A 21789-nucleotide genomic window follows, 5' to 3' on the forward strand; every position below is an offset into this window, starting at 1 on the left:
TGGTTGTATCATAGATCATGGATTACTTGTTGTGTGGTAACTTTAAAGTAATTCTTTCTTTGATATTTCCAATGGCTTTTTTCGTTTTAAGGGTATTTTTTCTTAAATTGATGACATTGAGTTAAAACTGACGGCAAATAAACCTGCAACTAAGTCTGTCATTATCATTGCTTTCTTGCTTAACTTAATGACATTGTGCTTCTGCTGACGGTTTGTAAGCTGTCAATCTTTTGGCTTCAGCCACATTTATTTTATATATAGTACCATTTGTCCTTAATAATATTACCTTTGCAAGTAAAGTAGATTTAACCGAGGAATTCCCCTTAATAAAGAAACAATATGAGCTATGTAAAAATTATTCTACACTGTGTATGGAGTACTAAAAACCGTCAACCATTACTTTCCGATCGTGGTCAACGTGAAACTCTTTTTGCCCATATCTGTGCCAATGCCAAAGAGAAAGGTATATGGGTTAGTTTGGTTGGAGGCTATGTCGATCATCTACACTTGATACTCTATTTGGGAAAAGATCAAATCCCGTCTAAAATATTACAACTTATCAAAGGTGAAGCTTCTCACTGGTTTAATCAACAATATGCACAACGGCTTGAATGGCAAGATGATTATTTTACTGTATCCATTGGAGAAAGTCAGCTTACAGCTGTTAGTAATTATATACTTAATCAGGAAGAACATCATCGTCATAAAAGTTTTCAGGAAGAGTATGAGGAGTTTATGCGTGTATATAAATTCAAAAAGAAATGTGACTAAAGTCAAAATCTATTATTCATATCCAGTCCGTCAGCTGAAGCAGACGGCAAATAAACCTGTAACGAACAAGTCTTTTAGAGAATGGGATAATTTTTTGTGTAAATAAATCAAGAATCCATATATCTTTGCTTTTGTTATGAGAAATGGAAAGATTATAGTAGTGGACGATAATGAGGCGGTGCTTAAAACATTGCGGATGATTCTTTCGCGTGAATTTAAGATGGTGGTCTGTGCTTCGGTGCCGACTTTGCTGCCTGCTTTGCTTCGGGAAGACGATGTGGATGTTGTCCTGTTGGATATGAATTTCGGAACCGGCAAGCAGAGCGGGGGAGAGGGACTTTTCTGGCTGGACCGTATCCGTGAACGTCCGAATCCGCCGGAAGTCGTGTTGATAACTGCTTTTGGCGATATAGAACTGGCTGTCTCTTCCCTGAAAAAGGGAGCGGCGGATTTTATCGTGAAACCCTGGGATAATGATAAACTCTTGTCGACTGTTATCGCTGCCTGGGAATCCCGTTCCGGGAGAAAACAAAATTCCTCTCGAAAGGAATCGGAGTTTCTTTCGGAAGAAACAGATTCTGTCGTTACATTGCTTGTCAATTCCCTGCTCCGGAAATATGCAACGGCTTATGGGAAACCTTTTCCCGGAATTACTCCCGATGCATTGCATAAATTGTCGGACAGGATGCTTAATGGTGACCTCAGCCTTTTGCAGCAGACCATTGAGCGTGCCGTGCTTCTTTCAAATTCATCCGTGCTCGATAGTGATGACTTTTATATGGACGCTCCTCCTGTAACTGTTTCCCATCCGGTTACTTTGGAAGAGATGGAGAAACAGTTTATCAGTGAAGTACTGGCAGAGAAAAAAGGAAATCTGACGCTTTGTGCCCAGCAATTGAATATCAGTAGGCAGACGCTCTATAATAAGATGAAGAAATATGATTTATAGAAATATCGAACATCCTATTTATCTTACCACAATCATCACATACTGATTTTCCTGTATTCTCTTGTTGTCAAGGAGATCCAGCAGTTTTTGCTGTTTAGGCGAGCCGGTTCGTTCTACGTTCATACGCATTTCTGTCAGTGTACGGATCATATAAAGATAACCGTCTGTTTGTCCGTCCGGCCAGAAAGTGAGTCCGCCGTCCAGGTCGTTGACAAATCCCTGTCCTCTACGCGGAAGGACATACGTTTTACCTTCATCTTTCATATAAACAGCCTGATAACTCAGTGTCGGTTTGTACTCATATTCAAATCCCAGCCAGCTTACGAGCTTTGGACCTTTCTTTTGATACAGGCCCATGAATAAACCTTTTGAGTTTTCATATAAGGTACGCAACCATATCTTCTCGTCCGTAACTTCTTGTTTTTCTGCATAGTCAGTCAGGATGCCGTATTTCCCAAGATTCAGGTTGTACAAAGGTACAACAGTCTGAGGATCACGCATCTGGAATACGGTGTCACAGAACGGTATCATAAAAGTCATTTGATCTTGTGTCTCATTCCAATAGGATGTCTGGAAGAATGGGATATTATCCGTTTGCGATTTGGAAAGTGTCGACTTATCCTTTAAGGTGAACTTTCCGAGCGTTTCGCCTGCCAGGTTAAAAGTCAGCATGCAGTTCGGAACGCCGCTTGTGTCTTCATAGTGGCTCAACATATATCCGTCGGATGAGAATCCCAGTAATTTATCTTTTCCCAGGTTGATTGTGTATTTCTTTTCCACTGTTTCTGGAAAAACATACCGGGTGATTGTCAACATCGTATCAAGTGGAGGCAGTTCAATGATTTGTGGGTCGCAAGGCTCTTGGCTTCCTCTGGTTTCCACATCTTTACCGCTCATGGCACAATACATGCGGGTTGTCTTTTTGTCATAAAACAGATTATGCCCGTTCATTTCATTATTCCATTTATAGGCCAGTGCCTTGAAACCGTATCGTTTGCTTGGCCTTCCTATTTTCCGGTAATAAAGCCGCGGGTTGTTGAACGTGATGAAAGCATTGCTGTCAGGTATGGAAATGGCTTGCTTTACCGTATAGTTACCGTCTCCGACAATATAATAATCTATTTCTGAAGCGATCTGGCTTAACTTCAGTGGTTGCTTTTCGCCATCGAGGGCACTATCCAAATCTATATGGGTAGGAACAACAGAATAATCGACCTTTCCTTCATATTTAGGTGGAGTGATTGGACGGGTACTCTTTCCTTCTTTTTGTTTACAGCCGCTCAGTGTACCGAGACATACAGCACAGGTGGCAATCAGAATATATAATGTTTTCATGATACTGGTTTTTTTAATTGATTGCCTCAAAAATAGGTATTATTTATTTAATTGCATCTATTGGGTACGATTTTATCGTTTATTTACGAAAAAACAGTAATAATATTGCATGCCAATGATTTAATAGCTTTATTTGACGACAATCATTACATTCTGATTGTCCGGCAGATCACTGAGGAAGTTTTTAAGAGTTTCCTGTTTAGGAGAACCGGTTAGTTTAATTCCTTTTTTCAGTTCACCGGCCGGCCGGATCATGTACATATATTCATCTGTTTGACCATCGGGCCAGAAAGGCAAGCCTCCGTCCAGGTCGTTTATCATTCCCCGGGCTGTCAGTGGTAATGCTTTGGTCTGACGTTTATTTTTCAGATAAACCATTAGGTAATCTTCGGATGGAAAATCCTGATTCTGTTTGTCTTTGTTGTCCAGCCATCCGGATTTATTGCTTTTACCCTCCCTGTGAACTTTCAGGAATACGGCTTGCGAATTTTCCCGTAAATTATCCACCCATGCTTTATTACGTTTATCTCCTCTATTAATCACATAGGTTGCCGGCGCCTTGTATTTGCCTAAATGGATGGCATAGACCGGAGCAATGGTCTGCTGATCCAGCAGTCGGTAAACCGTATCGCAATAGGTAGCTGAAAATGTCGGTTTGTTATCATACAGATATGATGTATGGAAGAGTGTGAAATTGTAAAAGTTATCGCTTTTAATAGTACCAATGGAATCGATCCCGAAATAAAAATGGCAGAGAGTATCGCCCTTTAAATTGAACGTGTTGACTCCGTAGTCAAAACCGGTCCCAGGGTAATAGAAGCGGCCGACAGACATTTCCGGAGTGAATATCTCTACCCAGTTTTTCAAAAGACGGCGGTTTGGCAATGAGTCCGGATACAAATAATGCACCCTGGCCAGGACACTGTCCAACGGAGGAAGTTCTCCTATATATTTGGTTGAATATCCGGTTTCCTGATTCAGTTTCTTTAATTGTACGTATAACCGGGTAGTCTTTTTATCATAAAACAGGTTATTACCCGATTCATTGTTCCGCCAATTACTATACTCTGTTTTCAATCCGATCCGTTTCCGTTTTTTTCCTTGCCGGTAAAGGTATAGTTTCGGCTTATTGAGGGCAATGAAACCACCCTCAACAGCGACAACTTCGGTCACCGGATATTTATCGTCGCCTACCTGGTAATATTCGATGGTTGAGGCCACTTCACTTAACCGGACAGGAGATGATGTGGAAATAGCTGATTCGACATCTATTTTAGCGGCAGGTGTTGAATGGTCATGCCTGGCTGTATATTTCGGACTGGCAGGCTGGTAAGCAGTTTCTTCCGTTTCAGAGGATATGATTTCTTTCTCTTTCTGTTTGCATCCGATAAACAGGATAAGGAAAACCAGAAATAGACTATATGACAGGTTTCTTTTCATAACTCATTGTTTTAATTTGGCTAATAGGATGATATTGTTATCATTTTCATGTAATGACTCAGCCAATGTTGTCAATTCTGCTTTTTCTTCTTCTGTTAATTTGTTAGACTTTAGAGCATTTTCTAACGTGTTTTTCAGATTTGCCGGTTCCATATTCTGGACAAAGTAACCGTTGTGAAAAGAATAAATAGGCCAGTCGATTTCCGTATATCCAAGATAGTCATTATATAACCGGAAAAAGGCGCCTTTACCTGTTTTTTTGTCTATAATATAATAGCTGGGGGATGAAGATTCGAATGAAGTAGATGATACTTGTTTCGGATAGGAAGCATCTCCCATATAATGGTTCGGAAGTTCGGTATATCCGTGCCAAGGGATAGGGTCTTCCTTGAAATTCAGCGTAAAGAAAGGCCGTAGGCGGTTGTTTTGATAATCGTAATGGTAGAGACTGTCAACACGTGGTGTCGGCATGATGTAAAGAATATTTACATCGAAAGTTCCGGGCATATTATTGTATGAGACTACCTCATTGCTGAAATCCTGAGGAGCTTCCAGATGACCGGGTTCTATGAATTCTTTCCTGTTTCCTTGAAAATCTTGTGTCCAGGCTATAGCCGGTAGCCCTTTGAATGGAAGTAGAACAACTGCAACCGTCGAATCCTGAAGGTCTACATGGAAAGTGCCTTTAGGAACCCGCAGACAAAGCGGTATTGCAGGCTGAGGATTACCCTTCAGGTCATAGACCAGTATTTGGGCACTTTGCCAGGGTAAAATATAGATACGGTCATTTTTCTCGTCTATATTGGCGTCATAGACATTCAGATACTCATTCGGCCCTTGTCCGTATGCTCCGATTGTGGTCAGGAAATTCCCTTTCCGGTCGAAGAGTTTGAAAGGATTTTGTTTGTTGTTCCATGCTAATAAATAATTATCGGAAGCAAGTACACGCCCTTCGCTGATCAGCGCTTCATCCCGGTTGTCCAGATGAATGATCTCCGGTTTTTCCGTAAGATAAGTGAGTAGAAGATGTATGGAGTCGGTCAGTAATTTCTGATCGCACGAAAGAACCTGGTTATCCCCAACCTGCACAAAAGTACCGACAACGGGTGAGTCTTCCAATCCGTTATTGAATGATGATTTATTGCCACTTTGACACGAGGCTATCAATAGTAAGTAAAATAAACCAGTAATAAGATTTCCTACCTTCTTCATAATGTTGCTGTTTTAGAATGATATTTGATGCAAATATATCCTTAAATGTTGAAGACAGACTAGAAAGTCAATTGACATTTTAGAGAATATATAAAGATGTAAGATATAGATATATAGATGATTACTATTTGATCGTAATAAAAATGAATTGACATTTCCTCTTTGATCATTTAGAAAGCATTCAAAAGATCATCCAGAGACAGGTTATCATCCTCAACTCCGAACTTCTCCCGTTTCATACGTGCTTTCTTTTGGCTGATGGCTGAAGGAGTGATATAATAGATGGAGGCGAGGTCTTTCGTGCTGATCCCGCTTTTCAACAGGCAACAGAAGGCGATGTCTTTTGTACGGAGTAACGGATAAGTCTTTTTTAGTCGTTCGGCAAAGCCGGACCAGATATTATTCACTGTTTCGATCAATTCGTCTATTTCTTCCGATGTTAACCTCGATTTGTTATCATCTGTGTTTTCTTTTGCTTTTCCGGAAAGGGAAGGGATCTTTTGAGATGCGGACAGACGGCGGAACAACTGTTCACGTAAGGCCGTAGCTCTTTCACGCAAGGATATCAATTCCCGTTCTTTCTCTAATTGGGCGACCTGGTTTTTTAGTTCCTGTTCTTTTAATTGTTGTTCGCCGATAATTTTCTTTTTCCGGAGACGGCTGTAAACGAGATACCAAAGGGTACAGGCTGTAATCAATATCAGACATAATGAAAGGAGGTAGATATCTTGTTGCTTCTTTTTGAGTTTTAATTGGTTGTTTTCATTTTTAAGCAGTTCTTCCTGATATCGTTGTGTCATTATCCGGGATTCGGCATCACCGGATATATTGCTGAAACTTCCTTCATAGTTTTTCCAGGCGTAGTATATTTGTTCGTCTGTTTTGTTTTTTTCATATAGCTGGGCCAATAGTTGGTAGGCACGGGTTGCAACATAAGTGTTTGTGCTTTGTATTGCTTTCTGAAGGTAAACCCTTGCCGAATCGGTTTCGCCGGATGCAATGTATATTTGGGCTTGAGCAAGCATATGATATGGATAACTTGTCCGGGTGTTACATAAACTCTGACTTGCTTTCAATGCTTCCGTTGCGTTTCTTATATTCCCTTTTTCTTTTTCAATTTCGCTTATTTTTTGATAGAAAAAGGCTGTTTGTTCCCTTGATTCGATTTCCAGTGATTTCCGGATAGCTTTTTGGTAGTAGATGATTGCACTGTCGATTTGTTCTGAATATCGATATGCTTGTCCGATTTCTGCTAATACTTCTGCCTGGTAAGCGGCTGGGATAAAGGCACTGTCTTGTAATGACTGTATATGCTGCTGCAATGCCTGTTTTGCGTTGCCTTTGTACAGAAGGGCAAAACCGCTGTATTCGTATAATCTGGTTCGTACTACAGGATTTGTCGCAAACGGAATACCCAGGGTAAAGAAAGAGTCAGCCCGCATATAGTTCGCAGTTTGCATATTGGTAAACCCACTCCAGAAACAAGCATTAGAGGTTTTGGCCGAATCATTGTTGGCAATGAAAATATCAATAGCTTTTGTGAGCAGGGAGTCTGTCCGTATGGCCTGACCTTTGCGGAATCCAGCAATAGTCTGAAACAGATCGTATTTCGCTTTAGGATAATCGGCCAGCTGGTCAGGGTTCTTTATCTTCTCCAGAAATATTAATGTACTGTCCGGTTTTTTGTCCAGATAATTTTCAGCCTGTTCCAACCAATACTCTGTTTGTCCGCCCGTACAGGCCGACAAAAGTAGTGTAGATTGTATAATTAGTAGCCAAAAAGTATTTTTCATGACTTAAATCATCACGATTAAAATAGCATTATCATATTGCCTTTGAGTTTTAAAATATAGTTTGTTTAATCTTTTCTATTATTTCCTGGAATGCACTATTTTTAATGCGGCTGCAGATCTTAACAACATCGCGATCCGTATATCCTCCAATAAGTTGACAAATAACATAACTCTCTTTAGATAAGGGATTTGTTAACATAGTGTTGTCTAAAGAATAGGTATACTGGGGATTATAATTTTTGGATGAAATCATTGCTATATAGAAAAAATCCTCACTTTCCTGAAGTTCATCATTGGAAATGACGATTGCCATGTGTGGTTTACTTGTTCCATCAGGGAAAAGGTAATTAACCTCTATGATATCTCGTTGATGAATTTTCATTCTGATAGATATTTCTCTATATGTTTAGCCATGGAACGTTTAGAATTTGTAAAAAAAAGAGTTTTCTCTTTTTCTATTATTTCTTTCTCTGAGTCTTTCTTTTCTGAACGAATTTTCCATCCCATTTTTTTTGCTAGAAACTCAAAAATAGAGACTTCCGACTGCGGAATATCTACTTGTATGCTTGATATGTTTCCTGTTGTTTTCATTTCGTTCGTATATCTATATTACAAAGATATAAAGAATTTCTGAATCATTATATCTTTGTAATATAAAAGATGTGTATTGCTTAGTATCCTAATTCAAATTCCTGATCGACTGCCGGGACTCCTTCGTCCATCCATTTGGGCATTGGTTGCTTGTTCAGGTAATGCTGGAAGAACTGATACATACGTTTCTGGAAATCTATCCGGTTTGCCAGACGCATCGGCCAATGAATTTCCCCGGTATAATTGAGCAGCCATACCGGTTTCTGCAAACGTTTGAGTGCTACAAAATATTCTATTCCCTGATACCAGGGTACATGACCATCGTTGTCGTTATGCATGATCAGGATGGGAGTTTCTACTTTATCCATGGTAAACAACGGAGAGTTTTCCATATATTGCAATGGGGAATCCCATAAAGTTCCGCCGATACGGCTTTGTCCGTGTTCATATTGGAAAGAACGGTTCAGTCCTGATCCCCAACGGATTCCTCCGTAGGCACTGAACATATTGACGACCGGAGCTCCCGATTCGATAGCGGCAAACAGGTCTGTCCGGGTAGCAAGATAAGCAACCTGATATCCGCCCCAGCTATGACCTTGTGCACCGATCGCTTTTTCATTTATATATCCTTTGGCTATTAATGAGGTAATACCCGGCATGACACAGTTGAAACAACTTTCTCCGGGATAACCGTCTACATAACGTACATCCGGATTGAAAATGATATAACCATTGCTGGTATAGAAGTGATAATCGATCGTGGAACGATGCGGTTCCGGCATATGGTAAGCATAAAGCGTTTCTGAGTTACGTTCGTAGAAGTTTACGATTACCGGATATTTTTTGTTTGGGTCGAAGTTCTCCGGTTTATAGACAACTCCTTCCAAAGGTGTTCCGTCCAGAGAAATCCAGGAGACGAGTTCGGCAGTTCCCCAATTCAGATTTGCTTGTTGTTCTTCTCCATGGGTAAGCTGGATGGACTTTTTGAAACTAAGGTCAGAAAGCCTTATATTCGGATATTGCTCAAATGTTTCAGAGGTATAGATCACTGCATCCGAATATTTCGCTTTGACAGGTGTTTTCAGCATGAAGTTTCCGGTCAGCAGGGCTTTCGGCGCTTTGGGGGCAGAGAGATGGGCACTGTAATATCCGGAACCTTTTGTCTTTTCATTGAACACTTGTAATAACTGTGACTTTGTTATATCAATGAATTTTTCTTCTTTATCCAATCTGATCAATCGATATGAAAGTTGTTCCTTTCGTCCGTTTACTGTCAGGTTTACAGGAGCGACTTCTGCTGTAGGATCAAACTTCCAGATATCATAACGGTCGTATATCAGGAGGTTGCGATCATCAGCAGTCCATCCGGCCAAACCGTGAGGTGAGGGATAGTCCGGGACGTCATTGTCTTCATCCCAGGCGGCAAAAGTAGTGGGAGTTGTCAGACGGTATTCTTTTCCGTTTGCCAGGGAATAGGTATACCAGGAACTGTCTTGCACACAATACCAATAAGCATATGTCCCTTTGGGGGAAAGTTGCATATTGCTGTTGCTTGCTTTTTTTATTTGCCGGCGTTCTCCGGTTTGAAGATTAACTGTATAGATATCATAACGGCTTCTGCCTTCCCACATCTGTTCCGTTGCATAGGGGTGGTTTGTCGATAACAGGGCGGTCGTAGCATTACCTTCATCGGCAGTGATCAAATGAGGGATTTCCTTGTCTGCCAGTTGGAAGAGGGTGTTGTCGGAAATGTTATAAACGGCAGTGTAAGTTTTTTTCAGGTCTTTTTCTTTATTATATACTTGTTGAGTATATTGTACACCCTCATCCCATTTCCAGATTTGTACGTCGGGACGATTTTCTGCCAGTATGGTAGTATCTTTTTGCATGGGAGCCGGTGCTGTTCCGAAGAAAATACGTTCGGAGTTATCAGAAAAGCGGATATCACCGTTCTCGCTGATCACCCAGCCTTTGGGTATGAAGTTTTGTCCCTTATCGGCAACGATGCGGGCCCGGGTATTATTTTCAGCCAGATAAAGTGAAAATTGCGTATCGGTTGAGTCTTTATCCGGACAATACAGGAATGCTATTTTGTCGCCGGTTTTATTGAATGCTACTTTTTTAATTACACCTTTACCTTCGAAAATGACGGTATGTCCTTTCTCCGGGGTAAATGTGGACAAGGTGGAATCTGTCGTATAATATAGGATGTTTTCTTTTTTAGCGAACCCGAACTCCTTGACATCGGCAAACTGTACCTCTTTTGCTCCGTCCAGCGAACGTACATGGAGTGCAGTATCAGATTTGCTGTTCCGTTTATAAGCAATCCAGTCTGCGCTTTCAGAAAGCTTGTATGACTTCAGGGAGTCTATCGTTTCTTTTTTGTCTGAGAGATTGAAAATGACGAGTTCATCCGAAGGCATATCTTCTTCTTTGGTCTTTTTTAGTTTCAGGGCTTCTACTTTTTCAAGTTCCGGCTTCTTGGTAACCAGCAGGTAACCGGAAGATGCAGAAAATTCAGCCTGTGTAGCCGGAAGGAAAGAAGCTGTCATTTCTCCTTTGGCATTGTACACGAAAATACTGGCATCTCCCCGCCAGGGTTCCATCTTACAGGCTACCCATTTCCCGTCGTGGGAGATTTTTTGTTCTGTGATGCGTTTCCAGCTAACCATTTCGTCGAATGTCATCGCTTTTTTTACTTCCTGTGCGGAAGCACTGCAATAAACACTCAGACAAATAAAAAGTACCCATTGTTTGAAATATCTCATGCCGACCATTATATATGTTATGTTTGTGAATGCAATATTACGACTTTTTGATTTTACCGCAAAAAAAAGCGGAGACCATTACCTGATCTCCGCCCTTATAAATAGTATATTCCGGATTTTCTTATTTAGCCAGTTCTTTATTGATCATTTCTTTCATCTTGTCCACTCCCATGAAACCGACCTGGAAGTGAACCGGAGTACCGTCTTTTGCCACTACCATGTAAGAAGGGACACCATTGATTCCGAATTTCTTTCCCCAGTATTCCCATTGTTCGGCAGTAACACGGTAGTGTTCACCTTTGATGTCCGGGATCATTTGTTCCCAGGTCCCTTTCGGAGAGTTTTCGGCTGCCAGGTAGAGGAATACGACGTCTTTTCCTTCATATTCTTTCTTTACAGGCTCTGTCTCTTTCATTGCCATCCGGCAGGGACCGCACCAGGTTGCCCAAAAGTCAACGAAGACAACTTTGCCGCGGTAAGGTGTTGTAATTGCATTGAATAGTTCTTCGGATGGGATATCCGCAATGTTCACACGGTTGACGGTATAGCCGGATTTCTTTTTGTTTTCCTCTATCGTCAGTTTCAGTTTGTCATTCATTTTGATAAGTTCCTCTTTGAGTGCCGGATTCAACGTATTGGCCTTTGCCAACTCTTGTTCATCTAAAGGACGGAACTCGCTGATAGAAGCTGCCAGTTTTTGTGCGGCTAACATATCGAAAAGAAATCCTTTATCGGTTCCCATAATCCGGGCAATATCTGCTGTATTGTCTGGGAATTTTTCGTCTTTCTCTAGTTTGATATCTTTTCCGGTGAAGTTGATAAACTGAAGGCCTCTTAGCAAATAAGCCACATTACCATTATAAATAAAGTAAGGATCATTGGACAACAGTTCCGGCAAGAAATTGAAATAATCCTGGGTAGCAATCGGCTTTACATAGTTGACCAGAACAGAATCTTTGGGGATTTTGTTTGTTTGCCGGTAAGCATATTCAATTGCTCTGTAACCAAGCAATTGATCAGCCAGTTCATGCTTTAGTTTCATGGCAATCAATTGACGATGTGCATCGCTGATTCCTGTCAGTTGACTTAGCTGATCGACGGCTTTCTGATATTTTTCAGTCCAATATTCTTTATATTGATCAACCGTCATTGTACTGATGTCTTTCATCATCTGATCATATTCTTCCTGACTTCTGACACTGAATGAAGGTTCTTCAACCGGATTATTGGCGAGGTCGTTGTTTATATCTGCCAATGCTCCGGTGAAATAGAACTTGTTTCCTAATGAAGGCTTGGAAGATTGTATCTTGGATTGTGCACGACAAATTTCCGGCATATTAATTTCGACTGAAGTTGTTTCTCCCGGCTTCATATAGAAACGGGTATGAACAACAGAGTTTCCGGATAATACCACACTTGAAATATGTAATAAAGGAATTTCCAGTTTAAAACTTCCATCGGGCTTAACATTTATAGTGTTCTGGTCTGCACCGGCTGTGAGAATATTGAATACCCATATAGGCAGTTCTTCATCCATCCCCGGTTTGTAACCAATAAATTTACCGTTTAGTGTGGCAATCCCCGATTTCAGCTCCGGTTTTTCCAGGACAGGCGCTTTCTCCGGTTTCTTTACGTTGGGAAAGTCTACTGTGGGTGTCTTTCCATCCAATCGTATACCCCAGATCTTGAAAGCTCCTTTGTCGTTACCTTCGATAAAATCGATTGTCTTTGTATCCTTTGGAAGGGGAGGGAAAATCAAACGGAAAGAGGCCGTACCTGATTCCGGCATCCAGAATTCCTCATTGAGCGTGATACCGTCGCCGGCTTTGATCCGGTAACTTTTACCATTGGCTTCCAATGTCGTTTCATCAACGATCTTGATCCAATATTTGGGTCGGTAATAAGCGTCGACATACATGATGGTGGCTGTGTCGTTCAGAATAATTTTCTGAAATTCGAGCGTATTGGTGTTGCGTACTTCAAAAGCCGGTTGCTCCACTACGCGATCCTGAGCATGCAAACTTGTGCAACAGAGGAATAGAATGAGTAAACTGATAATGTGTTTCATACCTTTATTAATTTAGATTGTTAGTCTTTTATAAAACTCTTGAGTTCTTCCAGAAGAGCATCTTCCCTATATCCTTCTTTGATTTTCAGGATAAGACCTTCCGGCGATATATAAACAAATGTAGGAAGAGCTTTTACTCCGTAGTGTGCCGCTATGCCACTCGAACCTAATCCATCAGACAATTGAAGCCAGTAATTGCTAACGGGACTTTTAGCAACTTCTTCTTTCCAGACGGATACAGGATCTACAGATACACTGATTACGATCACTTTTCCTTTGTATTGTTCTGCTATTTTTTCTAATTCGGGTAACGCTGCGACACAGGGACCGCAAGCCCGGCTCCAGAAATCAAGAAGGATATAACTTCCTCGGTAATCGGAGAGGTGGTGGGTTTTACCTTCAACATCTTTTAAATCTGCATCATAGATTTTGTCTCCGGTCTTTACTGTTGATGAAATAGATAACAAGGATATTATTTCCTGTCCCAATTGAGATTGTTTTTGCTCATCAGTCAGTTTGCTATATACAGTAATAATGAAAGTCCGGACTTTAGACCTTTCAGTCTCTTTTAAATTGTTCAGTCCTGCCAAGCTCATGGAGTTGTCCGACATTGAAACAAGTTTGTTAAACTTCCCTTCTTTGTAGCATTTGGCTGCATTTCTTAATTCTTCCAGTCCTGCAAGTGTTATGGGATTTTTCAACATTAGTTGTAATTCTTTGTATAGGATGACTTCATCATGGATACTATTTATCTTTAGGTGCAATGAATCGAACTGCTGCCGGGGATTCGGATTTTTGCCATCAGCATTAGCAAGTATTTTCATGGCTTCGGCAGTCAAATCATGAATTTGCATTGCCTCTTTTTGAGTCGCTTCTCTGAAACGGTTTAATTCTATCTGTTCCGGGATTGGAATATCGCTTTCTGCTCTCCAGGTTTGTACATAAGGAGCTTTTCCGGTAATTTTAATGTTAGCTCCCGGTTTTACCCAAAACTGATAGCCGGTGCGGTTAACAGTGAGAAACATTTTGGTAATAGTGTCGACCTCCCTGGTAATTTTGAATTTACCATTTGCCATTGTAAAAAAGTCATCGACCTGCATTCTGGCTGTATTTCCTTTCATTTCCGCACAACTGAGAGTAATACTGTCCGGCATGTTCTGGATATCACCTTCGATTGTACATGTTTTTTGTCCATAAACGGAAAAAACGGTTAATAAAAATTCCAATAATAATAGACTTGCTGTTCTCATGGATAATTTGATTTATAGTTAATGCCGGCAATGTACAAGTTTATTTGGATTTGATATACTGGAAAATACGAATATTTCGTAGACTGCAACATCTATTAACATGTTGCAGTCTACTCTTTGACTTTTGTAACATTTGTAATTAGATTACCGTCTCCGTTACCACCTGTCCGTCGAACAGGTTGATGATGCGTGAAGCATAGCTGGCATCATGCTGGCTGTGGGTTACCATGACGATGGTTGTTCCTTCCTTATTTAATTCGTTGAGCAGGTTCATTACTTCCTGGCCGTTTTTACTGTCCAGGTTACCGGTTGGCTCATCGGCAAGGATTAGTTTGGGGTTGGCTACCACGGCACGGGCTATGGCAACGCGCTGTTGCTGACCTCCGGATAACTGTTGAGGGAAATGTTTTTCACGATGGACGATTGCCATACGCTCCATGGCCTCTTTCACTTTCTGTTTGCGTTCGGAAGCCGAAACACCCATATAAAGCAGGGGAAGTTCTATATTTTCATATACGTTCAATTCGTCGATCAGATTGAAACTCTGGAATACGAAGCCGATAATCCCTTTACGCAATTTTGTACGTTGTGCTTCCGTATATTTGGAAACCTCTATCCCGTTCAGGTAATATTCTCCGGAAGTCGGGTTGTCCAGTAATCCCAGGATATTCAGCAGCGTAGACTTACCGCAACCGGAAGGTCCCATTATCGCTACAAACTCTCCCTCTTTAACTTCAATATTCACCTTGTTCAAGGCCCAAGTTTCAACTTCCTCTGTACGGAAGATTTTTTCTAATGCTACTGTCTTAATCATGAGTATAAGAATTTTAATTTACTAATGAAAGAACAAAAGCTGTGCCAATGTTGTAAGTATTTGATTTATATTGCGTTAGAATTTTAGATTCTCTTCGGCGTTGTGCATATCCGCACAGATATAGTTCGGAAACGCACTTTTAGGGAACAAGTTGTTTACAAAATATCTTCATACAGATTATATAATCTTTTCCTGAGAAATAAGACTGCATATCTTTTCCTGGAAATCAAAGTATTAACCGGTATGGCGGTCGATTCTGAAATTTCTTTGAACGGAATACCTTCCAGTTCCGTCAGTTCAAAGACGGCCCGTTGCTCGTCCGGCAATTCCAGTAATGCGTGTTCCAACTCTTCCCAGACGGTAGAACGGATATAATCCATTTCCGGCGATTGGTCTTCGTCGGGCATGAGTTCCGCCAGTTCTTTCAGGAAAGTGCCGTCTTCTTCGTTGGTGGAGAGATAGGGCATTTCTTCTTCCCGGTGTTTGCGGCTGCGGTCGATGATCTGGCTGCGGGCTACAGAATATAACCAGGCGGCGATCTGTTCGATCGGACTGTCCTCCTGGTCATATTTCATGAACTGGTAGAATACGTTTTGCAGGATATCTTCACTGTCTTCTTTGGAGGACACACGCCTGGAGATAAAACCTTTCAGCTGTGCCTGGTATTTCCGGAAGATATCCGCAACCCGTGTGTTCTGCTCCGAAGCGGAGCGGTTTTGAACTATTTCTTTCATTGGGCATTATCACCTGAAGACGGCTCCTGTGTATTAAATCTGCCATTACGGAAATCAGCCATATGTCTGCGGATATGTTCCCGGCGCTCTTCCCAGGGCATATTTCTCATCTGCTCGTGGAAGCGGTTATGCTCTTCCCGGTTACCGAAGAAAAAGCCTCCGGGATGATGACCGAAAGGACCGAAATGTCCAAACCCTCTGAACCCTCCGAATAACAGCCGGCAAAGAACCATCAAACCAAGTGCCTGCCAGTAGTTAATGACCGACCAGCCGATAACAGCCGGTATCAGCCAGTTCCACAGATACATAACTCCCAGGCTGGCTAGTGCAAACAGCCCTATAAAAAATAAAAAGATGAACGCACCTCTGAATACTCCCGGATTTCTCATTGTTATTTAATTTAATATGTTTATTACTCTGTTATTAATTCAATTGCATGGGTTTTGCAGACATCGACACAGTTACCGCAGCCTACACAGCTTTCGGGATTGACCACCGTTGCATAGCTGCAACTACCGTTATTCACCATTTTCAAAACCTCTCTCCGGCATCTCTTTACACATTGTCCGCATCCACTACACTCATAAGCAAAGACTTGTAAAGATATGACTTCTTTTCTCTTTCTTCCGAACATTTTTCGTTTCCGTTTTAATAATTAAAAATCTATTAGTAAGACATGCCTTCTATTGTTGTAGACGATTGAGCCGGAAGAATATTTTAAATAGAAATATTTTTTTGATGTATATCCTGCATTAGTCAGTATATTTGTGCCGTTCAAAAGTAAAAAGTGATGAGCAATGTAAATAATGTATACTGGTTTATTTTCTTCAACGACCAGTTACTGCTTCAGAAAAAAGGTGAAACATATACAATTCCTTATAATATCAATCCTCCTGTGCCGGTTAAGAATGTGCTGGAAGTCAATTTGTTGGAGGATATGCCGGCTTGTACGGCCTCTGTGGATACATCACTGGAAGAAACGGCTGAATACTTTCCGATGGGTTTGCGGGCATCCTACGATTACCTCGATCCTGTCTTACATAAAATAGCCGGAAAAGCGTATGAGTTGATTTATTGGGACCAGCACAGCCGCTTTTGTCCTTCATGCGGAACGAAAACTGTCATGCAGACAACTATTTCCAAACAGTGTCCAAACTGTAAATATGAAATCTATCCGGTAGTCTCTCCGGCGATATTGGTACTGATCCGCAAAGGAGATGCTATCCTGCTAGTCCATGCCCGGAATTTCAGAGGTTCTTTCTATGGTCTGGTTGCCGGTTTCCTTGAAACGGGAGAAACGCTGGAAGAATGTGTAAGACGGGAAGTTATGGAGGAAACAGGATTGGAAATTAATAATATTACCTATTTCGGGAATCAGCCCTGGCCTTATCCGAGTAACCTGATGGTCGGGTTTATAGCCGACTATGTAAGCGGCACGATCCGTTTACAGGATGAGGAATTGAGCGAAGGCGCTTTCTTTAGTAAGGATAATCTGCCTGAGTTACCTCGTAAACTCAGCCTTGCGCGGAAGATGATCGACTGGTGGCTGGAACAGTAAAGTGTAAGATCGTACAACGGCATAATATGCTTATTGAGCGTCATATTCATATTGTGCCGTGAAGTTTGATCTTGAACTGTATAATACCAGTTCGCTCGATTCGGATCGGATAAGGTTATAATTGCTATCGTATGTATTGATCACTTTTCTCAGGGCTTCGCCGGTCGGGGAGAAAGTCACTGAACGGGTATTCAATCCGTCGATAAAAGAATGCTGTGTATAGTTGATTAACTGGTTGTTTGCCATATAATGACATTCCAGAATCAGTTTGCCGACCTTATCATACGAGTGGGTCGTATAGTTTTCCAATACTCCCGAAGTCCCGTAATGCTCTTTCCGGTCAAGCATATTGTTTTTGTATTTATATAATGTATATTCCGACTGGGATATCACCGGATAATAGGTGATTTTTTTCTCTAACTTACCATCATTTGAATAGATATATACCTGTGTCTGAAGATTGATAAATCCTGTAGAGGTATTTTTGTTCGCATTAAAACTGGTGGTCATGACCAACTGCTTGTCTACATTATATTGATAAACATTGTAGCCGAGAGTGTCGATAATTGTTTCCCCTTCAAACAGACAGTTAGAAATTCTGGATAACCGTCCTTCGTTATTATATTCGTAAACATTACCGGAATAAGCGGAGTCGCTGGCTGGCGAGGTCATCCGTTTTAGCCGGGCATTGTTAAGCGACAATCTTTGGGGGACATCGTCATTAACGAATGCCACTTCCGGATTCTCGTTGACCGGAAGTTTGTCGAGATCGGAAGAGTCGCAACTGGTAATCCCGCTTATGAAAAACAGGAGGCAGACCAGTAAGGTCCATATATGTGTAGTTGCGATCGTCATTGAGGGGATGGTTTATACTTATTGGGTATCTAATGCATCGAGCCATATATCCAGGCATAATTGAGGATAGAGATAGAAACTTTCTTCCAAAGTGCCGGTTGCTTTCATCTGTTCCGCAATCTGATCGGCAATAGCCGGTTTGGATGATACGAGAATATCACTGATGATGTTAGAGAAAAAGCTCAGTCTGCTTTTCAGGAATTTATCCATCAGCAGATAATAGATATGGGGTGAGGAAGAAAGGAGAAAGTTTTTAAAATCCTTATATTCTTCCGTTTCCATATAAGTGTACGGAGAAGTTATGTGATCCATTTCATCACATTTCTCCTGGAATAAATCGAATTTCTCCTTAAATGTTCTTCTCTCGGATTTGGAGGATAATTTCATCCCCTGGTTAATCCTCAACCGCAGGTCGGGAGTCACCTTATACACATCCGGCTCCTGGAAGTCTTCGCTGTCGCAGGAGGTGAAGAATAGTAGTGCCAATGAGGCAAGCAAAAGTGCCAGTATCTGTAATTTAGTCATAATTGTCCGTCTTTTTTTGTATTATTTCTTAACCTTAAGACGCAATATTTCAAGGAAATGCTGCATCTTATCCGATTAATTTATTAATAGTCTTTAATTATAAAACGGACAAATTATGAAATACTGCATGACAAATAAAAAAATTACACTTTAATACTGCGGATCACAGTTTGTTCGGTTTCGGCAAAGAGTTCGGCGAAGGGCTTAGCCTTCACTGGAATAGGGTCGTGGATGATGAGTTCGATACGGTTGCCGATTCCCAAAGGAAAGGAACCCCATTTTGTCATCTTCCATGAGTTGTTGATCGTGACCGGTACCATGTAGGCCGACGGTGCATATTTACAGAGGATTTTCAATCCGTTTTCGGCAAAAGGACGAGGTTTGCCTGTTTTGCTTCGTGTCCCTTCCGGGAAAATTACTGCCGAGCGTTTGTTTGTTTCAATATATTCGGCCATTACACGGATGGCTGTCAATGCCTGTTTCGGGTCTTTCCGGTCAATAAGGACGGAGCCGCCATGCCTAAGGTTGTACGAAATACTGGGAATACCTTTGCCCAGTTCGATTTTACTGATAAACTTGGGATGAACTTTGCGCATGAACCAGCAGATAGAGGTTATATCGTAGAGGCTCTGATGGTTCGAAGCAATTATCAGGGGCGAGTCGGTCGGGAGTTTCTCCAGCCCGCTTATTTTGTATCTTGTTCCTAGAATATAGGTGTTGAAAACCAGGAAAAAACTCAAGACATCCACGCTCTTTTTATGTGCTTTGTAACCGAACAGGTTAAAGCATATCCACTGTACCACATGGAAGAACACCAGTGTAATCCCAAATAACAAATAATAGATGACTGAAAGCGGATACGAAATGATTTTTTCCATTTTATCCTTTAAATTGTATATTTATAAATTCGACTTTGCCTTTATTAATAGGGTAACAAAAGTATAAAAAAATATTCTACTACTGTGATTACGGATAATTATTATAATATTTCTGAGTCCGCCAGCGTTGCGCATTTTTCCTTTTATAACGTGCACTGGGCATAAAAACCTGTTGTAACATATCGTCGAACGAGATGCCGGACGGCTTTCGGGCTTCAGCACGGATTCCCGGTGAGACCTGGAAAGATCCCAGCATTTTCACTTTGGGTAACGGCTTATTCATTCCATATAACATGAATACGGCGGGAGGAAGGTCTTTCGGTGCCACTTTACGGTTAGGGTTATAGTCGGTATCTTTGGGACGTACGTATTCCGTGAAATCTTTTTGTATGGATTGTGCGGGCGATAGCTCGGGTGACATGATCATATTTGAGGCCGGTTCTTCCGTATTGATCAGTGTACCTGACCGGATAGCTTTCAACGCTTCGGGATTCAGTTCCAGCTTCTCCTTGCCGGAGAGTATATTCCGGAGCCATACCGAGTCCTTTTCTGTCCATTGGGCATATAGGTATCCCGTATTGCTCAGGCAGATTAATAGTAATGTAATTATTCGTTTACTCATCTAAAAAGTTCAACTTCCCGTACATATTCTATTTATTGAAATGTGCGGGAAGTCGAAATACTGCATCGTATTTGGGTTTATTTAGTTTCGATGACTTCTTTTACCTTTGCTTTCATTGCATCGCCACGCAGGTCACGGGAGATAATCGTACCGTCGGGACCAAAAAGAATGATATGCGGAATGCCGTTGATACCATATAGTTTGGTCGGCTTATCACCGGCGTTCAGAATCTGCGGCCAGGTGATTTTAAGTTCTTCTATTGCCTTTTGGGTATTTTCAGGACTGTCCCATACGGCTACGCCCAACACTTCAAGACCTTTGTTTTTATATTGATTGTAGATTTCTGCCAATACCGGAGTTTCGGCACGGCACGGTCCGCACCAGCTTGCCCAGAAATCAACCAGGGTATATTTGCCTTTTCCTACATAGTCGGACAGGGATACTTTGTTACCGTCTTTCGTTTCGATGGTGAAATCGACGAAGGGTTTTCCTTCGGCTGTCTGCTCCAAAGCGTTGAAACGTTGTATCGTTTCCTGCATATTCGGTGTGTTGCGTACTACTTCGCTCAGTTGAGGCAGTTTGTTTTTTATCTCGTCCGGCGAAAGATAGCCGTCCATATAATTCAGTGCGATAGCACCGATCGGGTTATCCAGGTTTCTATTGAAGAAACCATCGAGCATAGACAGGTAAGCCGGTTTCCATTCATTCTGGAAAAAGTTCTTCTGCAATTCCATGCGTTCGGCTTTATCCTCTGTCTGTTTCATGAATTCCTGTCGTTTGGTATCGATCACGGCAGACATACTGTCCTGTGCTGCAAAGAAACGGGCAATCTCATTGTTCAGAGGGCTTCCCGACGGAGTTACCGGTTTGCTGAGGTCGAGATTGATTGTTCCGTTTTCAAGAATGAAATTGACATAATATTCACGGCTGGCATCGATGCGGCAGTAAGCTGCGGTGTCCATTTTACCGGTAAAGGTGAACGTATTTCCTGTTACAACTGTGCTGTCTACATAGACGTTATTGTTGTTACGGTTATAGATATAGATCGTTTGTCCGTCCAGCGAGTTGTCGGGGATAGTACCGTTTATGGTATAAGCCGTTGCAGGCTTTTCCGAACAGGCGGTAAAAACCAGTAGTCCGGTTAACAAAGTGAGTAAAAAGTTTGTTTTCATATGCTTGATAATTAAAAATATACGTACTCCGGTTAAATGGATATACGAAAGTATGAAAGATTCTTTTATATCCGGCATAATTTCCCCGGTATAATTCGAATATTAATTCTTTTTGGGAAGTGTAGGTTGTAATAGTAATCTTATTCGATCCATCCTTAAAAATGCGGTCAAATCTTGGCAGTCGCTGTTTAGGGCCTTAGAGACGTTACCGGCTTTTAGTAAGGTGAGAATAGTTTCACCCTAATGAAACAGTTGTTTCTTCATAGTGAAACAAGTGTTTCATTAGGTAGAAACAAAAGTTGCCTACCTATGAACGTTTACTCAGCCTGTATGTCCTGTCCTGAAATAAGTTGACCTTCTTGAAAATAAAAAAGTTTCAAAAAGGACCAAAAAGGTCCGTGCTGTTATAAGTTTACAAATTTAGCACTAAAAGAGTTTCCGTAAACTCTTTTAG

General features: G+C 41.3%; 21 protein-coding genes. 3 read left to right on the plus strand and 18 right to left on the minus strand.

Translation table 11 applies throughout. The features are described from left to right. The first annotated feature begins 339 nt into the window (after positions 1-339). Both NBH15_RS27180 and NBH15_RS27185 read left to right on the plus strand, forming a co-directional pair. The gene (locus NBH15_RS27180) at positions 340-771 is read left to right on the plus strand and encodes a transposase (RefSeq protein WP_128133297.1); all 432 of its coding nucleotides are present in this window, start codon (positions 340-342) and stop codon (positions 769-771) included. Between the two features lie 136 nt (positions 772-907). Further along, positions 908-1720 (plus strand): sigma-54-dependent transcriptional regulator, encoded by an 813-nt coding sequence (locus NBH15_RS27185; RefSeq protein WP_128133296.1) that lies wholly within the window; start codon positions 908-910, stop codon positions 1718-1720. A gap of 18 nt (positions 1721-1738) precedes the next feature. On the opposite strand, the gene NBH15_RS27190 is transcribed toward NBH15_RS27185, so the two are convergent. From NBH15_RS27190 to NBH15_RS29265, 13 genes are all read right to left on the minus strand, one after another. Further along, positions 1739-3055: a DUF4933 domain-containing protein gene (locus NBH15_RS27190; protein ID WP_250824051.1), complete on the minus strand. Its 1317-nt coding sequence runs from the start codon at positions 3053-3055 to the stop codon at positions 1739-1741. Between the two features lie 129 nt (positions 3056-3184). Continuing rightward, positions 3185-4495, minus strand: coding sequence for a DUF4933 domain-containing protein (locus NBH15_RS27195; protein ID WP_250824052.1), 1311 nt, complete (start codon positions 4493-4495; stop codon positions 3185-3187). Positions 4496-4498: 3 nt separating this feature from the next. Beyond that, entirely contained in the window at positions 4499-5707 is a 1209-nt protein-coding gene (locus tag NBH15_RS27200; RefSeq protein WP_128133293.1) for a DUF4934 domain-containing protein, read from the minus strand. Between the two features lie 170 nt (positions 5708-5877). Next, the gene (locus NBH15_RS27205) at positions 5878-7500 is read right to left on the minus strand and encodes a hypothetical protein (RefSeq protein WP_244050301.1); all 1623 of its coding nucleotides are present in this window, start codon (positions 7498-7500) and stop codon (positions 5878-5880) included. A 49-nt stretch (positions 7501-7549) separates the two neighbouring features. Next, positions 7550-7882: a type II toxin-antitoxin system PemK/MazF family toxin gene (locus NBH15_RS27210; RefSeq protein ID WP_244050300.1), complete on the minus strand. Its 333-nt coding sequence runs from the start codon at positions 7880-7882 to the stop codon at positions 7550-7552. Further along, positions 7879-8091 (minus strand): hypothetical protein, encoded by a 213-nt coding sequence (locus tag NBH15_RS27215; protein ID WP_244050299.1) that lies wholly within the window; start codon positions 8089-8091, stop codon positions 7879-7881. The genes NBH15_RS27210 and NBH15_RS27215 overlap by 4 nt, the downstream gene beginning before the upstream one ends. Before the next feature lie 80 nt (positions 8092-8171). Beyond that, positions 8172-10859, minus strand: coding sequence for a S9 family peptidase (locus tag NBH15_RS27220; protein WP_244050298.1), 2688 nt, complete (start codon positions 10857-10859; stop codon positions 8172-8174). 121 nt (positions 10860-10980) lie between these two features. After that, positions 10981-12927: a TlpA family protein disulfide reductase gene (locus NBH15_RS27225; RefSeq protein ID WP_250824053.1), complete on the minus strand. Its 1947-nt coding sequence runs from the start codon at positions 12925-12927 to the stop codon at positions 10981-10983. A 20-nt stretch (positions 12928-12947) separates the two neighbouring features. Further along, positions 12948-14177 carry a TlpA family protein disulfide reductase gene (locus NBH15_RS27230; protein ID WP_128133288.1) on the minus strand — a complete coding sequence of 410 codons (1230 nt, stop codon included), beginning with the start codon at positions 14175-14177 and terminating at the stop codon, positions 12948-12950. A 139-nt stretch (positions 14178-14316) separates the two neighbouring features. Beyond that, on the minus strand, positions 14317-14991 hold the full coding sequence (locus NBH15_RS27235) for an ABC transporter ATP-binding protein (RefSeq protein WP_128133287.1): 675 nt from the start codon (positions 14989-14991) through the stop codon (positions 14317-14319). A gap of 155 nt (positions 14992-15146) precedes the next feature. Beyond that, positions 15147-15725 carry an RNA polymerase sigma factor gene (locus NBH15_RS27240; protein ID WP_250824054.1) on the minus strand — a complete coding sequence of 193 codons (579 nt, stop codon included), beginning with the start codon at positions 15723-15725 and terminating at the stop codon, positions 15147-15149. Continuing rightward, on the minus strand, positions 15722-16114 hold the full coding sequence (locus tag NBH15_RS27245; RefSeq protein WP_046145520.1) for a hypothetical protein: 393 nt from the start codon (positions 16112-16114) through the stop codon (positions 15722-15724). Before NBH15_RS27245 ends, NBH15_RS27240 begins: the two co-directional genes overlap by 4 nt. 23 nt (positions 16115-16137) lie before the next feature. Next, on the minus strand, positions 16138-16359 hold the full coding sequence (locus NBH15_RS29265; RefSeq protein ID WP_010801667.1) for a 4Fe-4S binding protein: 222 nt from the start codon (positions 16357-16359) through the stop codon (positions 16138-16140). 156 nt (positions 16360-16515) lie between these two features. Between NBH15_RS29265 and nudC the strand changes: the two genes are divergently transcribed. Continuing rightward, entirely contained in the window at positions 16516-17283 is a 768-nt protein-coding gene (nudC, locus tag NBH15_RS27255; RefSeq protein WP_244050297.1) for an NAD(+) diphosphatase, read from the plus strand. 30 nt (positions 17284-17313) lie between these two features. On the opposite strand, the gene NBH15_RS27260 is transcribed toward nudC, so the two are convergent. From NBH15_RS27260 to NBH15_RS27280, 5 genes are all read right to left on the minus strand, one after another. After that, a complete protein-coding gene (locus tag NBH15_RS27260) occupies positions 17314-18138 on the minus strand; it encodes a hypothetical protein (RefSeq protein WP_244050296.1) in 825 nt (274 codons plus the stop codon). A gap of 18 nt (positions 18139-18156) precedes the next feature. Then, positions 18157-18663, minus strand: a complete 507-nt coding sequence (locus NBH15_RS27265) for a hypothetical protein (RefSeq protein ID WP_128133285.1) — start codon at positions 18661-18663, stop codon at positions 18157-18159. 143 nt (positions 18664-18806) lie between these two features. After that, entirely contained in the window at positions 18807-19541 is a 735-nt protein-coding gene (locus tag NBH15_RS27270) for a lysophospholipid acyltransferase family protein (RefSeq protein ID WP_186960279.1), read from the minus strand. Between the two features lie 88 nt (positions 19542-19629). After that, positions 19630-20163, minus strand: a complete 534-nt coding sequence (locus NBH15_RS27275) for a DUF4858 domain-containing protein (protein WP_128133284.1) — start codon at positions 20161-20163, stop codon at positions 19630-19632. 77 nt (positions 20164-20240) lie between these two features. Then, positions 20241-21335: a TlpA disulfide reductase family protein gene (locus NBH15_RS27280; RefSeq protein WP_250824055.1), complete on the minus strand. Its 1095-nt coding sequence runs from the start codon at positions 21333-21335 to the stop codon at positions 20241-20243. Between the last annotated feature and the right edge of the window lie 454 nt (positions 21336-21789).

The sequence above is a fragment of the Parabacteroides caeci genome, from assembly GCF_023656795.1.
GTDB classification, from domain to species: domain Bacteria; phylum Bacteroidota; class Bacteroidia; order Bacteroidales; family Tannerellaceae; genus Parabacteroides; species Parabacteroides segnis.